The organism is Thalassococcus sp., assembly GCF_982780845.1.
Genome location: NZ_CEYADA010000003.1, coordinates 208,861 through 222,817, shown reverse-complemented (window position 1 = coordinate 222,817; position 13,957 = coordinate 208,861). Strand labels below are relative to the sequence as shown.

The window sequence follows — 13,957 nt, the reverse complement described above, 5'->3', positions numbered from 1 at the left end:
GCGGGTCGCCCGCGCGCTTTATATCTCGGCCTGTCGCCTTCGGCTTTCGGCCTCGGGCCGCCGTTTGGCTGGTGTTGTGTGATAATCAGCCGGATGACGACTTGCGCAGGATCGCGGCCACGTCGTGGCCTTTCAGAAGTGCTTCCTGCACCTCAAGCGCCTGATGGGAACGGTCGGAATGGCCTTCGGTGAATTCCTCGAGCATGTCTTGCACATCATCGGGCAGGGACGCCTGCCGCTGCGTGTCCAAGAGCATGGTTTCAGCCGCGATGCCTTCGGCGTAGATAATCTGGTGCCGGTCGAACAGCATTTCGTAGTATTCCACAAAGCCGCCTTCGTGGCGCACGATCGTGGTTTCATTGACCAGATGTTTTACGCGGACCAGAAGCTCGGCCCGACCTGCACCGATGCGGTCGACACGCTGGTAGATGAACAGGCGGTGATCGGGGCTAACGACCAGATCGTTTGTGTTGTTCAGCGTACCGGCCTTGATCAGGATCGGGGCGAAATCGCCGGTGGCGCGCACAGTCCTATGGCCGATCCAGCGCAAGGTTTGCGGGCCGTCATCGCGCGTCAGGATTTTATCGCCGACCTTCAGGTCTTCGACAGGGCGTTGGGCGCCTGTTGCCATGGTGATCAGCGTGCCGCGCGTGAAAGACACGCAGGCCAGCTGCGCGAACTTTTGCAACGCGCCTTCTGTGTCGATGCCCACCAGAACGTAATCCACGCGGCGCTGCATATCGGCCAGCGGCAGAAGGTAGACGCCCGCGATATCGAACTCGGCGTCGGTTTCGACCAAAACCAGTGCCTCGCTTGTTTCACCAGTACCGGACATCAGCGTGATGACGCAGTCCAGATGCAAATCCGCACCCGACTGACCGATCTCGCTGTCTTTGCCAATCTGAAAGGGGGCATCATGACGCGCGATCACCGACAGGCGAACCGCATTGGCCACTGGCGACAGGCGGTAAACATCATCCAGCGCCACGTCGTCAGAGGTGCCAAGGCTGTCGCCAAGGTTTGCGCCGTTCGACACACGAAAATGATCCGCGCGATAGACGGTAAGTGTCTGCGAGGCTTCTATGTCTCTGTTGTACATTGGTCTATTCTACGCAAACGACAGTGGGGGTATACGGGCAACTGATAACTCTTTCGATAACACGGGTGGCGATTGCGATCCATGCCGCGCAGCGGGCCTGAGAGGGTGCGACCGCATAGCTGAAGACAAGTGAGAACAGGAGCAATTTATGGATTTGGGACTAAAGGGCAAGCGTGCACTTGTAACCGCGTCTAGCAAGGGGTTGGGTCGTGGCTGTGCAGAGGCGCTGGCCGAGGCTGGCGTCGATCTGGTTTTGAATGCGCGCGGAGAAGAGGCGCTGGAGGCGACAGCCGCTGAAATCCGCGATGCCTATGGCGTCGGTGTCACGGCGGTTGCCGCAGATATCACCACCGACGAAGGCCGTGCCAAGGTTCTGGATGCGGCGGGAACAGTCGACATTCTGGTGACGAACGCAGGCGGCCCGCCCCCGGGGATCTGGAGCGACTGGTCGCGTGATGATTTCATCAAGGCGTTGGATGCCAATATGTTGGCGCCCATTGCTTTGATGCAGGCCGTCCTGCCAGCGATGATCGAAAAGGGGTGGGGCCGTGTGGTCAATATCACTTCGCAGTCGGTCAAAGCCCCGATTGCGGCGCTGGGGCTTTCGAATTCGGCGCGTGCCGGTCTGACGGGGTTTGTCGCGGGCACCTCCCGTCAGGTGGCGCCGTTCGGTGTGACCATCAACAACCTTCTGCCGGGCATTCACGCGACGGATCGGGCTGTTGGGTTGGACACCGGCGTTGCCAAGCAGCAGGGGATGACATTGGATGAGGCCCGCGCGGCCCGTGAAGCGACCATTCCTGCGCGGCGCTATGGTACCGCAAAAGAGTTCGGCCAGACCTGTGCCTTCCTGTGTTCGCAGCACGCGGGCTTTATCGTCGGGCAGAACATTCTGCTGGATGGTGGCGCAACAAACGCGACCCTCTGAAATGGCGCGAGGTCCAGACGGGCAGGGCGGCGGCGCGGGCGCGTCGTTGTCCGACCAGTTGTTCAATGAGGCCAGCATTGGCGACTTGGCGCGCGAGTATTCGGTGCTGCCACGCTTTGACGCTGAACGTTTCGTCTCGGACACGCTCGGCGGCTTAGCAGGGCGTGGTCTGCTGGAACGGCTGGATTGGATCGCGACCTGTGTCGAGGCCCAGATGCCCCGCGACTTTCCGTCGATGGTCGAGGCGCTGCGCGCCGCGATGCCGCCGCGGTTGGATCCGTCTTTGACCGACAACGATTTCGGTAGGTTTATCCATGCGGTGCCGGGCATTTTGGCCGTGCGCCACGGGCTGGCAGACCATCGCGATCTGGCGCTGGATCTGTTGCACGATGCGACGCAGCGCTTTTCAATGGAATTCTATATCCGACCCTTTCTGAACCGCTGGCCAGAGGAAACCTTGTCGCGCCTGCACCTTTGGGCCGAGGATGAAAACTACCATGTGCGGCGTCTGGTGTCCGAAGGCACACGCCCGCGTTTGCCGTGGGCTGCAAATATCACGATCGATCCGTTGGTGCCCTTGGGCCTGCTGGATAAACTGCACGCCGATAACGCGCGGTTCGTGACGCGTTCTGTTGCCAACCATTTGAATGATTTGTCGAAAATCGCACCCGATGCGGTGACAGGCAGGCTGTCTGTCTGGGCGTCTCAAGGGCGTCAGTCGGAGAAAGAGCTGGAGTGGATGACGCGCCATGCTTTGCGGACAGCGGTCAAGCGGGGTGAGCCAAAGGCGCTGGCGTTGCTGGGCTTTGATCCCGATGTGAACGTGAAAGTCGGCCTGACCTTGGCGCATGATCAGGTGCGCATCGGGGATGCACTGCAGTTTGATGTCGACCTGTCAGGCACGGCCAACAGCAAGCTTATGGTGGACTACCGTATCCGTTTTCATCGTCCGTCGGGTCGCATGGGTGAAAAGGTATTCAAGCTCGGGCAGGCATCAGCAATGCCTGTAACCTTGTCAAAAAGCCATTCGATCAAGGCCAACGCCAGCACGTTCACATGGCACGAAGGCCCGCACGAATTGATCATTCAAGTGAATGGAAAGGACGTCGCTCAAGCGCCGTTTCTGGTGACGAACTAGGCGCTCGTCCACTTCGCCTCAAGCTTGCGCAGCGCGGCGATGCGGTCTTCGGTGGCGGGGTGGCTCATCAACCATGCGGGCACCACGCCTTTGCGCGATTTGGTCAGATCTTCCAGTTTTCCAAACAGCGAAATCTGCGGGCCGATCCCGATGCCAGCCTTGGACAAAAGGGCCGCGGCATATGCGTCGGCCTCGTATTCATCCGACCGCGACAGCCGCGCGGCCAACATGGACGTCAGCGCGTTGGCGATCAGAACGCCAATACCGGGCAGGATACGTCCGATGATCAGGATCAGCGCCGTGCGCAGTGCGTTTTGGCCCGAGAAATCGATCATACGGCGCCGCGAATGGCCAAGCGCCACGTGCCCCAATTCATGCGCGATGACCGATGTCAGTTCTGCGGCTGTCACCTCGCCCTGACGGTATTTGTTGAAAAAACCGCGCGTGATGAAAATCCGCCCGTCGGGCGCGGCCAAGCCGTTCACCGGATCGACTTCGTAGATATGTACCTTGATGCGCGGCAGATCGAGCGCGGCAGCCAGTTTGTCTGTGAACTGTTTCAACTGAGGATCAGCCAGCTCGGTCGACTGCTGGTCCAATGTCTTACCCAGACGCCATGCCGAAAAGCGGTACATGATGATCCCGTAGATAATGGCCAGAAGAAGGGGCGTGAATTTCAACATGCGCTTAATATGGGGCGGCGCGGGAAGGTCGCCAAGGGCGGAATTGTCGCCCTAGGTCAGAACCCGCATCCCGCGTTCCAACCCTTCCAGTGTCATCGGCACCATGCGGTTGTCGAAGATTTCCTGAATAAGCCCGATGGACTGGGTGTAGGGCCAGTATTTTTCCGGCACCGGATTGATCCAAAGGTGGTTCGGCCACTGTTCACGGGCACGTTCGAGCCAGACTTGTCCGGCCTCGGGGTTCCAGTGTTCGTTGGCCCCACCCGGATGCACGATTTCATACGGTGACATCGATGCGTCACCTACGAAAATGCATTTGTAGTCAGAGCCATAGGTCCGCAGGATTTCGTGCGTCGGCGTCTGTTCGTCCCAGCGGCGGCGGTTGTCCTTCCACACGCCTTCATACAGACAGTTGTGGAAGTAATAGTGTTCAAGATGTTTGAATTCCGCACGGGCAGCGGAAAACAGTTCCTCGACCACTTTGATATGCGCATCCATCGATCCGCCGATATCAAAGAACAACAGAACCTTCACGGCATTGCGTCGTTCAGGGCGGGTTTTGACGTCAAGATAACCGTTTTCGGCTGTGGCGCGGATGGTGCCGTCCAGATCCAGTTCGTCTGCTGCCCCGTCACGTGCCCATTTACGAAGTCGTTTCAAGGCGACCTTGATGTTGCGCGTACCCAGTTCGACGCTGTCATCGAGATTGCGAAACTCGCGCTTGTCCCAAACCTTGACCGCGCGCTTGTGGCGGCTTTCGTTCTGGCCGATGCGGACGCCTTCAGGATTGTAACCATAGGCCCCGAACGGGGATGTTCCGGCCGTACCGACCCATTTGTTGCCCCCCTGATGGCGACCCTGCTGTTCTTTCAGGCGCTCTTTCAGGGTTTCCATCAGTTTATCAAAGCCGCCTAGCGCTTCGATCTCGGCCTTTTCTTCGTCGCTCAGATGCTTTTCAGCCATCTTGCGCAGCCAGTCTTCGGGCAGGTCGACAGCGCTCAGAACCTGATCGGCACTGATCTGTTCTAACCCTTGAAAGCTGTGGGCAAAGGCGCGGTCGAAACGGTCGATATGCCGTTCGTCTTTCACCATGGCCGTGCGGGCCAGATAGTAGAATGTCTCGGGGTCATAGGTGGCGAGCCCTGCGCGCAGTCCTTCCAGAAAGGACAGGTATTCGCGCAAGGACACCGGAACACCGGCAGAGCGGAGCGTTTCGAAGAACGGGACAAACATGTCCTGTTCTTACAGCACGATCTTTTCGATGACGATGGTAATGATCAGGCCGATCACAGCAAAAAGAATGGCGTAGACCGCGGCGTACTGAGCAATATCTGCAGCGTTTCCTTTGCGGCGTTTGGCGTTAAAGCCCCCAAGCAAGGCCCCAATCAGAGCAGCTGCAATAACGATCATAACCGGCCGATCCTTCCTTTTAGCGGGTTAAGGGAACCTATCTCGCGCAGCTTTGCGCGGACGGCCCAATCCGGACCGAAGCCGTATCTTGCCCAGCCGATGCTGTCCACCCGTACTTCGCGCCCTGCGGTCACTTGTCCACCTAGGTCAAGCGCTTCGGCGCGCAAGAGCATGAGGGTCGACAAAAGCGCTGCGTTTTCGTGGCGGGCCGCGACGTCAAGGTGCGGGCGCAGGATGTCCAGGGCCTGATCAGGCTGGTTCTGGCTGATGGCAAAGGCGGCCAGTTGCGACGCGACATAAGCGCGGTGCAGGCGGGTGCGCGGGGAGGCGGCAAAGAATTTGTCCGCCGCAAGGAACGAGCGTTGCGCGGCAGAGGGATCTTCGGACTGCAGAATGCGGCCCATGGCGTAGTGCGAAAATCCACGACGGTGATCCTGCCAGCCCATGGCCGTCGCGATTTGTAGCGCCTCGTAGGCTGCGGCACGACGCTGCGCATCGCTGGCAACAGGGCCAAGGGCGGTTTGGATGGCGCTGATCCACGCGCGCGGCGTGCGCGAGATGTTGCGGCTTGGAATGCGTTCGCCAGCCGGGTTCAGACGGGCAAGAATGGCGGGAAGGCGCTGGGCGACCTCACCTTGTGACATGCCGTTGCGCAGGGCCGGATCGTAATAGGCGCGCAGGACCAGCATATCGAAGCCGGTCAGAACCGTGTGGACGTTGTCGTCGTTGAAGACAGAATCCGGCAAACGATACAGATCGTTCAGCGGGCCAATGGCCTGCGCCAGTTCTTCGTGCAGGCAGTCACGCACTTCTTGCGGGCTGGCGTCTGCGGGGATGAAAACAGCGACGCGTTCGCGGCGATCCATGCGGGACCAGTTCACAACAGACGTGCGGCGTGCTTTTCCGTATTCGGCCAAAGACGACACGTTGGGTACAACAAAACAAGCAGCTTGCGGCAGGTAACGGCGGATTTCCGAACGCGGCACAGCCTCGACCGTGACTTGGGACGAACGATCTTGCGACAATCCGATGTCGATATGTGCTTCGGTCCGCAAGCGGTGCACGACACGGTTCAGGTCTGATGGCAGTGTCGGCGGCGGCGAACCCGTGACGCGAATGCGAATCGGGCCTTCGAAACGGGTCAACTTGGTCAGGCCACGGCCGCTTTCCAGCGTAAAGGCCAGATCAAGGAAATCACGGGCGATATCGCGGTTCGATGCCTCGGGCGCGTAGGGGCGGGGCACCGCAAATGTTTTCATCGCGGGCAAAGTGCTTTCGGCCATGGTGGCGGCACGTGTGGTCACTTCGTTCGGCGAAACGGGCACACAAGCACCCAGCAGCAGATACAATGGAAGGATAAATCGACGCATCAGATACTCTGGGGTTGGAAGCTCAGGTTGAACACGTCAGTCGCGCCTTTGCGGCGTTTTTCCGTGTCTTTGAACATCCGAACGAACCAGAGAGTGACGGCTGCCAAGCCATATATTTTTGGTTGGCGAAAGTGTGTGCTGTCTGTCAGGAAATCTGTTTCCGATACGGCCTTCGCGCCCTGCAAATCCTTGCAGGATGTCGCGTCACTGGACATTGCCAATGCGGGCACAATATTTTGGGCGATGCGCGCAATGCACATCGTTTTAGAACCGTTGTCGGACACGTTTGAAGCCTGCCTGCTCAATTCGGATGTTCAAGACATCCATGTTTTTTTTGTCCACTGTTGGGACACTATAGGGCAAAATCAGGGAATTACGCCACGGTTGAGAAACGTGGCTTGTTAATTTTCCGACAACTTCCCTGAGTTTTGTTAAAGTTATTTGTTTTCAGAGGGTTTTGAGCGGCTTTTCAGCAACAACTGCAGGTTGGGGCGGGGTAGAAACCACAGGGTTCAGCGATAAAATGCCGAAAATCCTGTGTCCACCAATGCCACAATCTACGTCGGCGGAATGTGTTTTTGCGCGAAAGGCCGGACTTACCGGCCTTGGCGACGCGCCATGAACGCGAGTCTTTCGAACAGGTGCACGTCCTGTTCGTTCTTCAGCAGCGCACCGTGCAGCTTGGGCAGGGCATTCGCGCCATCGCGTTTCAGATCTTCGGGCTCCAGATCCTCGGCCAGAAGCAGTTTCAGCCAATCCAGAACCTCAGAAGTCGACGGTTTTTTCTTCAAGCCGGGCTGTTCGCGCACTTCGTAGAACTGCGTCAGCGCCTCGGTCAGAAGGGCGGGTTTGATGCCCGGGTGGTGTACTTCGACGATACGGCGCAGCGTGTCGGGATCGGGAAAACGGATGTAATGGAAAAAGCAGCGGCGCAGGAAAGCGTCGGGCAATTCCTTTTCGTTGTTCGAGGTGATGATCACGATCGGGCGGTTTTGCGCCTTGATCGTTTCGCCGGTCTCGTAAACGTGAAATTCCATCTTATCGAGTTCTTGAAGCAGGTCGTTCGGGAACTCGATATCGGCTTTGTCGACCTCGTCGATCAGCAGAACAACACGCTCATCTGCCTCGAACGCCTGCCACAGTTTGCCCTTGCGGATATAGTTCTTGACGTCATTGACGCGTTCGTCGCCCAACTGACTGTCACGAAGCCGGCTGACGGCGTCGTATTCGTACAGGCCCTGTTGTGCCTTGGTCGTGGATTTGATGTTCCATTCCAACATCTTGGCGCCCAAAGCGTCGGCGACCTGACGGGCCAGTTCTGTTTTGCCGGTACCGGGTTCACCCTTGACCAAAAGGGGGCGTTCCAAAGTGATTGCGGCATTCACGGCGACTGTTAGGTCGTCGGTGGCAACATAGCGATCAGTTCCGTCAAAACGTGCAGTCATCGTCAAGTACTCTTATTCAGGGTCCTGACTGAGGTAGACATCCCTGACGGCATTGGCAAGCGCTGCACGCAATAGCGCCATAACGTTATTTGACTGTGTGTTTACTTAGAAAACGACCTTTCGGTAGTGACATCCTGTGAACGTTCATTTAATGCCACGCCGTAGGGGAGCCGGTTTACTGGAGAGTATTTTTATCATGGCAGAAATCGGCATTACTAAGGGTACGGAAATGAAGCCTGAATCTTTTCTTCCTGATGATTACCGTCCTGCCGAGGACGAGCCGTTTATGAATGACCGCCAGCTTGAATATTTTCGGCGTAAGCTGGTTGCCTGGAAACACGAACTGCTCGCGGATAGCCGCGATACGATTGAGGGTCTGCAAGACAGCACCCGCAACATTCCGGATGTGACAGATCGCGCAAGCGAAGAAACCGACCGTGCCCTTGAGCTGCGGACGCGTGACCGCCAGCGCAAACTGGTGTCCAAGATCGACGCAGCACTGCGCCGCATTGATGAGGGCGAGTTCGGTTACTGTGAAAAAACAGGTGAGCCGATCAGCCTCAAGCGCCTTGACGCACGCCCGATTGCGACCATGACATTGGAAGCACAGGAACAGCACGAACGCCGCGAAAAAGTTCACCGCGACGATTGATCTGATCCGAAACTGAAATTTGAAACGCCGGGGCATGTCCTCGGCGTTTTGCATTTTGCAGCAAGGATTGATCTAAGGGCAGGGAAGTCTGTCAAAGGGTGGCTTATGGATTTGTCAAAGACGCAGATCGCGATTGTTGGTGGGGGCGTCGCCGGTCTGGCCTCGGCGCTGGCGTTGCATCGGTTCGGCGCACAGGTCACCGTTTACGAACAGGCCGATGCGCTGACCGAGATAGGAGCAGGGCTTCAGATTTCGCCCAATGGTGTCTGTGTTCTGCGCGCATTGGGGCTTTTGCCTGAATTCGACAAAACGCCCCGCGCACGCGCTGTGTCGCTGCGCGATTACGCTCAGGGTCGCGAAGTGACCCGACTGGACCTGTCCCGTTTGCCCGAGGATCAGCAATATCTGTTGGTGCACCGCGCTGATTTGATCGAGGTTCTGGCCCGCGCTGTCAGGCAGGCAGGTATTCCGGTTCATCTGGGCGCAGTGGTGCAGGAAATCACCGAAGGCAGCCCCGCAACGATCAAGTTTACATCCGGCGACGTGGCCAAAGCCGATCTGGTTGTCGCGGCAGATGGCCTGCATTCCGTTCTCAGACCGCATTTGAACCCCGCTACCAAGTCCTTTTTCACAGGGCAGGTGGCATGGCGTGCGATTGTCCCGAACGTCACGCATCACCCGTTTGAGGCACAGGTCCACATGGGGCCGGGGCGTCATATGGTCAGTTATCCACTGCGCGACGGATCGGTTGTGAACATCGTCGCGGTCGAAGAGCGTCAGGCGTGGGCGGATGACGGTTGGCATCATCAGGATGATCCGGAAAACCTTCGGCGTGCATTTGCTGGCTTCGGCGGTGGGGCGAAACCGCTTTTGCAAGCGGTGGAACAGGTCAATCTGTGGGGGCTTCATCGCCACCCGGTTGCGAAAACATGGGTTGGCGATGGTGTGGCCCTGATCGGCGATGCCGCGCATCCGACGCTGCCGTTTCTGGCGCAGGGTGCAAACATGGCGCTTGAGGATGCCTGGTGCCTGGCGGACAGTCTATCGAAGGCCGAGACCCAGAAAGACGGATTGGCGCGGTATCAGCAACGTCGCCTGCAACGCGTTCCGCGTGTCATCGCCACGGCCAACGGAAACGCGAAAAAATTCCATCTGTCCAACCCCTTGATCCGCCGCGCGGCCCATACAGTTCTGTCGTTGGGTGGCAGATTTGCCCCCGATCAGATGCTGCATCAGTTCGATTGGCTCTATGGATTTGATGTGACCCGACAAACTTAACGGGTTGCACTTTGGAAGGGGCAGACAGCACTGTCAGACAGGTCTAAACAGGCAGGGGGAGGCCCGAGACCATGGATAACTTCGATCAAATTCCCGAAATTGCCCTAAAGTGGCATCAGGACGGGACAGGTGCGGTTCTTGCGACGGTCGTGCAGACGTGGGGCTCGGCCCCGCGCCGCGTTGGATCGCAGCTCGTGATTTCGGGCAAGGGCGACATTCAGGGCTCTGTGTCTGGTGGCTGCGTCGAAGGTGCGGTCATCATGGAGGCAATGGACGTGCTGGAAAGCGGCACCGGCAAGATGCTGGAATTCGGCGTCAGCGATGAAGACGCCTTTGCCGTCGGTCTGGCCTGTGGTGGCACCATCCGCGTGTGGATCGAACCGGTTGGCGCGGCATTGCCCGAGCCGCTTCTGGCGGATCTTGTCGCGGCCCGTGCTGCCCGTGAACCCGTCGCTTACGTCATCAACACCGATACCGGCGACCGCCGTCTGGATCGCTCGGGCCATGAAAGCCGCTTTGCGATGGATCGCTCTGGGTTCGAGGATGACGAGGCAACCTTTGTTGGCATTCACAACCCGCCTCTTCGTATGGTGATTGTTGGTGCGGTGCATATCGCGCAGGCGCTGGTCAAAATGGCCCGCATCACCGGCTATGATCCCTACATCATCGACCCGCGCGAAGCCTTCGCGTCCGAGGCCCGTTTCCCCGGTGAAACCATCCTGACCGACTGGCCGGACGACGCCGTCGATGAAATCGGTTTGGACACGCGTACGGCCTTGGTTCTGCTGACCCATGATCCCAAACTGGATGATCCGGCTCTGGAACGCGCGCTGACGTCAAAATGCTTTTATATCGGTGCTTTGGGGTCAACCCGAACCCACGCCAAACGTGTCGAGCGTCTGGGCAAGGCTGGCTACACAGACGATCAAATCGCCCGCATCCACGGCCCTGTGGGGCTCAACATCGGCGCGGCGGGCCCGTCTGAAATCGCAGTTTCAATCATGGCGCAAATCACCAGTGCACTAAGGCTTGGCGTATGAAATTCGGACCAGTCCCGCTTGATCAGGCCAAGGGCGGTATCCTTGCGCATTCCTGCCCGTTGTCGAACGGTCGGCGGCTGCGCAAAGGCAAAGAGCTGACCGACGATGACATCGAAACCCTGCGTACCGAGGGTCTGACGCAGGTCACCGTCGCGATATTCGAGGCACGCGATGTGCCCGAAGACGAAGCCGCCGACAGGTTGGCCAAGGCGCTGGTCCCTGATCCTGAAGCGGCCGAGATCGCCTTGGGGGTCGCAGCAACGGGGCGGGTCAATGTCACCTCGCGCATCGCTGGGATCGCTCAGGTTGATGCGAAGAAAATCCACGCGCTGAACCGCATTCATCCAATGATCACTGTTGCCACGGTGCCCGAATGGCAGCGGCTTGAGCCCAAGGATATGGTCGCGACGGTCAAAATCATCGCTTATGCGGTGCCTGAAACGGCGCTCGATGCGGCCTGTGACGCTGCACGGGACGCAATTTCGATGCGCGCCCCGCAATACAAAACCGCCGATCTGATCCAAAGTACAATCGGCGATGAGAATGGCGAAAAAGGCCATAAGGCGATTGCCGAACGTTTGGCGCGGCTCGGGGTGTCTTTGGGTGACAAATGCCTTGTCGGCCACCACGAAGACCAGATTGCAGATGCTCTGCTGGCCTCGGACGCAGAGGTGCTGTTCATCCTAACTGGTTCCGCCACCTCCGACATCCGTGACACCGCTCCCGAGGCCGTCGTGCGCGCAGGCGGCGAGGTTCACCATTTCGGCATGCCGGTCGACCCCGGCAACCTGTTGTTCTTCGGTGAACTGAACGGCAAACCGGTGATCGGGCTGCCCGGCTGCGCGCGCTCGCCTGCTTTGAATGGTGCAGACTGGGTTCTGGAACGAATCCTGTGTGGCGTCACCGTGACGCCGGATGACATCGCGGCGATGGGGGTTGGCGGTCTGCTGAAAGATATCCCGCTGCGGGGCCGTCTGCGTAACGCCAATTCAGACTAGGTATTTTCTGTCCCCAAATATTTTGGGGGAATTGGCCGCAGGCCAAGGGGGCAAAGCCCCAAACAAAAAAGGCACGCAAACTGCGTGCCTTTCCCAAAATCCTGAACCGTTCCGATTACTTGTTCGGACCGATCATCATGACCATCTGACGGCCTTCCATCTTGGGCATGTTTTCGATCTTGCCCAATTCCTTGACGTCTTCTGCCACGCGTTCCAGCAGATCGCGCCCGAGGTTCTGGTGCGCCATTTCACGACCACGGAACCGCAAAGTGACCTTCACCTTGTCGCCGTTTTCCAGAAACTTGAACACGTTGCGCATTTTGACTTCGTAGTCATGCGTGTCAGTGTTCGGACGGAACTTGACCTCTTTGACCTCGATGATCTTTTGCTTTTTGCGCGCTTCGGCCTCACGCTTTTGCTGTTCGTATTTGAACTTGCCAAAGTCCATGATCTTACACACGGGCGGCGTTGCGTTCGGCGAAATCTCGACCAGATCGAGACCTGCTTCGTCAGCAAGCTCCATGGCACGTGCCGGAGTCACAACTCCGATGTTTTCCCCTTCAGCGCCAATCAGGCGAATTTCGGGGACGCGGATACGATCATTGACACGGGGGCCAGTTTCGCGTTGGGGCGGCGCATTATGCGGTCTGCGGGCTATGGTTTTGGTCCTTTCGGTACATTTATCGAATGCGCAAGGTAAACTTGGGCAGACGCGCTTTCAAGCGGCAAAACGTCAAATTTGCAGCTATTTCCGTCGCTTTACCCTTGAAGCCACGCATTGATGGGCGCATCTGGTGCACGGGGGGCTGACAAACGGTTTTGTCACGAATGCCCTTAAGTGCCCAAAAAGGGAAAAGGTTATGAAAAATGTTCTTATTGGCGCAGCAGTTGTTGTAGCTGCCGGCGCTGGTTATTTCTGGTACACAGGTCAAACGCCTGAAGAGGCAATGGAGACTGTGTCCGAGGCAGCGACTACAGCGACCGAAACAGCCGCCAATGCAGCCGACGCTGCTGGCGACGCCGCGGGCAACGCAGTAGACAACGCAGCCGCAGCAGTCGAGGGCGCAGCCGACGCAACAGCAGAAGCTGCAGCGAATCTGGCAGATACAGCAACCGAAGCGGCCGAGAATGCAGCTGACGCAGCCGCAGATGCCGCTGCCGCCGCAACCGAAGCTGCTGGCGACGCAGTAGATGCCGCGCAGGAAGCCGCTGGCGATGCAGCCGCAGCCGCAGGCGACGCAGTTGATGCAGCGACAGACGCCGCCACAGACGCCGCAGCCGCAACAGCGGATGCAGCAGGTGATGCAGTAGACGCAGCACAAGAAACAGCAGCCGAAGCCGCTGATGCAGCTGCAGCTGTTGCTGCGGATGCCGCAGAAACAGCATCGAACGCTGCAGATGCCGCGACCGAAGCTGCATCTGACGCCGTAGATGCCGCCACAGAAACAGCCAAGGCAGCAGCAGACGCCGCAGCTGATGCAGCGGATGCTGCTACTGACGCGGCTGAAGAGGCCGTAGACGCTGCCGCTGACACAGCGACTGAAACAGCAGCAGAGGCGGCGGATGCCGCTGGCGACGCTGCAACAGAAGCGGCTCAGGCTGCGACCGAAGCTGCTGACGCTGCATCCGAGGCGGCTGATGCCGCTGCAGAAGCCGCAGACGCAGCGGAAGAAGCATCCGACGCTGCCGAAGAAGCAAACTCGGGTCTGGGTGAAGTTGCTGAACTGCTGACAGTCGAAGGTTTCGACTATGACAAAGTCATCGAAATGATCGACGGCTCCGAGCTGAACGCGATGGTTAAAACATCGACCAAAGCGGCTCTGACCCAAGCACGCGATAATCCGGAAATGCTGGAAGGCGTTCTGGAAAAGCTGAAAGACGCAATGGGCCTGACCCAGTAACGTCTGACAGCTCGT

At 58.4% G+C, this 13,957-nt stretch carries 15 protein-coding genes; 7 read left to right on the top strand and 8 right to left on the bottom strand.

Features of this window, described 5'->3' with window-relative positions; translation table 11 throughout:
* Positions 1-85: 85 nt before the first annotated feature.
* Complete coding sequence (locus AC4FIA_RS05175; protein ID WP_490364967.1) at positions 86-1,099, bottom strand: Hint domain-containing protein; 1,014 nt, start codon at positions 1,097-1,099, stop codon at positions 86-88.
* A 148-nt stretch (positions 1,100-1,247) separates the two neighbouring features.
* Here AC4FIA_RS05175 and AC4FIA_RS05170 point away from each other — a divergent pair, with 148 nt between their 5' ends.
* Positions 1,248-2,027 (top strand): SDR family oxidoreductase, encoded by a 780-nt coding sequence (locus tag AC4FIA_RS05170; RefSeq protein ID WP_490364966.1) that lies wholly within the window; start codon positions 1,248-1,250, stop codon positions 2,025-2,027.
* A 1-nt stretch (position 2,028) separates the two neighbouring features.
* The gene (locus AC4FIA_RS05165) at positions 2,029-3,165 is read left to right on the top strand and encodes a hypothetical protein (RefSeq protein ID WP_490364965.1); all 1,137 of its coding nucleotides are present in this window, start codon (positions 2,029-2,031) and stop codon (positions 3,163-3,165) included.
* On the opposite strand, the gene AC4FIA_RS05160 is transcribed toward AC4FIA_RS05165, so the two are convergent.
* From AC4FIA_RS05160 to AC4FIA_RS05135, 6 genes are all read right to left on the bottom strand, one after another.
* Complete coding sequence (locus tag AC4FIA_RS05160) at positions 3,162-3,848, bottom strand: M48 family metalloprotease (RefSeq protein WP_490364964.1); 687 nt, start codon at positions 3,846-3,848, stop codon at positions 3,162-3,164. The genes AC4FIA_RS05165 and AC4FIA_RS05160 overlap by 4 nt on opposite strands.
* 51 nt (positions 3,849-3,899) lie before the next feature.
* Entirely contained in the window at positions 3,900-5,081 is a 1,182-nt protein-coding gene (locus AC4FIA_RS05155; RefSeq protein ID WP_490364963.1) for a vWA domain-containing protein, read from the bottom strand.
* A 9-nt stretch (positions 5,082-5,090) separates the two neighbouring features.
* A complete protein-coding gene (locus AC4FIA_RS05150) occupies positions 5,091-5,258 on the bottom strand; it encodes an apolipoprotein acyltransferase (protein WP_103908623.1) in 168 nt (55 codons plus the stop codon).
* Positions 5,255-6,628, bottom strand: coding sequence for a DUF2927 domain-containing protein (locus tag AC4FIA_RS05145; protein WP_490364962.1), 1,374 nt, complete (start codon positions 6,626-6,628; stop codon positions 5,255-5,257). The genes AC4FIA_RS05150 and AC4FIA_RS05145 overlap by 4 nt, the downstream gene beginning before the upstream one ends.
* On the bottom strand, positions 6,628-6,912 hold the full coding sequence (locus tag AC4FIA_RS05140) for a hypothetical protein (protein ID WP_490364961.1): 285 nt from the start codon (positions 6,910-6,912) through the stop codon (positions 6,628-6,630). The genes AC4FIA_RS05145 and AC4FIA_RS05140 overlap by 1 nt, the downstream gene beginning before the upstream one ends.
* 312 nt (positions 6,913-7,224) lie before the next feature.
* Positions 7,225-8,073 (bottom strand): AAA family ATPase, encoded by an 849-nt coding sequence (locus tag AC4FIA_RS05135; protein ID WP_103908620.1) that lies wholly within the window; start codon positions 8,071-8,073, stop codon positions 7,225-7,227.
* A 196-nt stretch (positions 8,074-8,269) separates the two neighbouring features.
* Here AC4FIA_RS05135 and dksA point away from each other — a divergent pair, with 196 nt between their 5' ends.
* From dksA to AC4FIA_RS05115, 4 genes are all read left to right on the top strand, one after another.
* Positions 8,270-8,725 (top strand): RNA polymerase-binding protein DksA, encoded by a 456-nt coding sequence (dksA, locus tag AC4FIA_RS05130; RefSeq protein WP_103908619.1) that lies wholly within the window; start codon positions 8,270-8,272, stop codon positions 8,723-8,725.
* 105 nt (positions 8,726-8,830) lie between these two features.
* Entirely contained in the window at positions 8,831-10,003 is a 1,173-nt protein-coding gene (locus AC4FIA_RS05125) for an FAD-dependent oxidoreductase (RefSeq protein ID WP_103908618.1), read from the top strand.
* A gap of 71 nt (positions 10,004-10,074) precedes the next feature.
* Positions 10,075-11,043, top strand: a complete 969-nt coding sequence (locus tag AC4FIA_RS05120; RefSeq protein ID WP_103908617.1) for an XdhC family protein — start codon at positions 10,075-10,077, stop codon at positions 11,041-11,043.
* Entirely contained in the window at positions 11,040-12,041 is a 1,002-nt protein-coding gene (locus AC4FIA_RS05115; RefSeq protein WP_490364960.1) for a molybdopterin-binding protein, read from the top strand. Before AC4FIA_RS05120 ends, AC4FIA_RS05115 begins: the two co-directional genes overlap by 4 nt.
* A gap of 115 nt (positions 12,042-12,156) precedes the next feature.
* On the opposite strand, the gene infC is transcribed toward AC4FIA_RS05115, so the two are convergent.
* Positions 12,157-12,612, bottom strand: coding sequence for a translation initiation factor IF-3 (infC, locus tag AC4FIA_RS05110; protein ID WP_490365007.1), 456 nt, complete (start codon positions 12,610-12,612; stop codon positions 12,157-12,159).
* Positions 12,613-12,901: 289 nt separating this feature from the next.
* Here infC and AC4FIA_RS05105 point away from each other — a divergent pair, with 289 nt between their 5' ends.
* Positions 12,902-13,942 carry a hypothetical protein gene (locus AC4FIA_RS05105; protein WP_490364959.1) on the top strand — a complete coding sequence of 347 codons (1,041 nt, stop codon included), beginning with the start codon at positions 12,902-12,904 and terminating at the stop codon, positions 13,940-13,942.
* Positions 13,943-13,957: the final 15 nt, after the last annotated feature.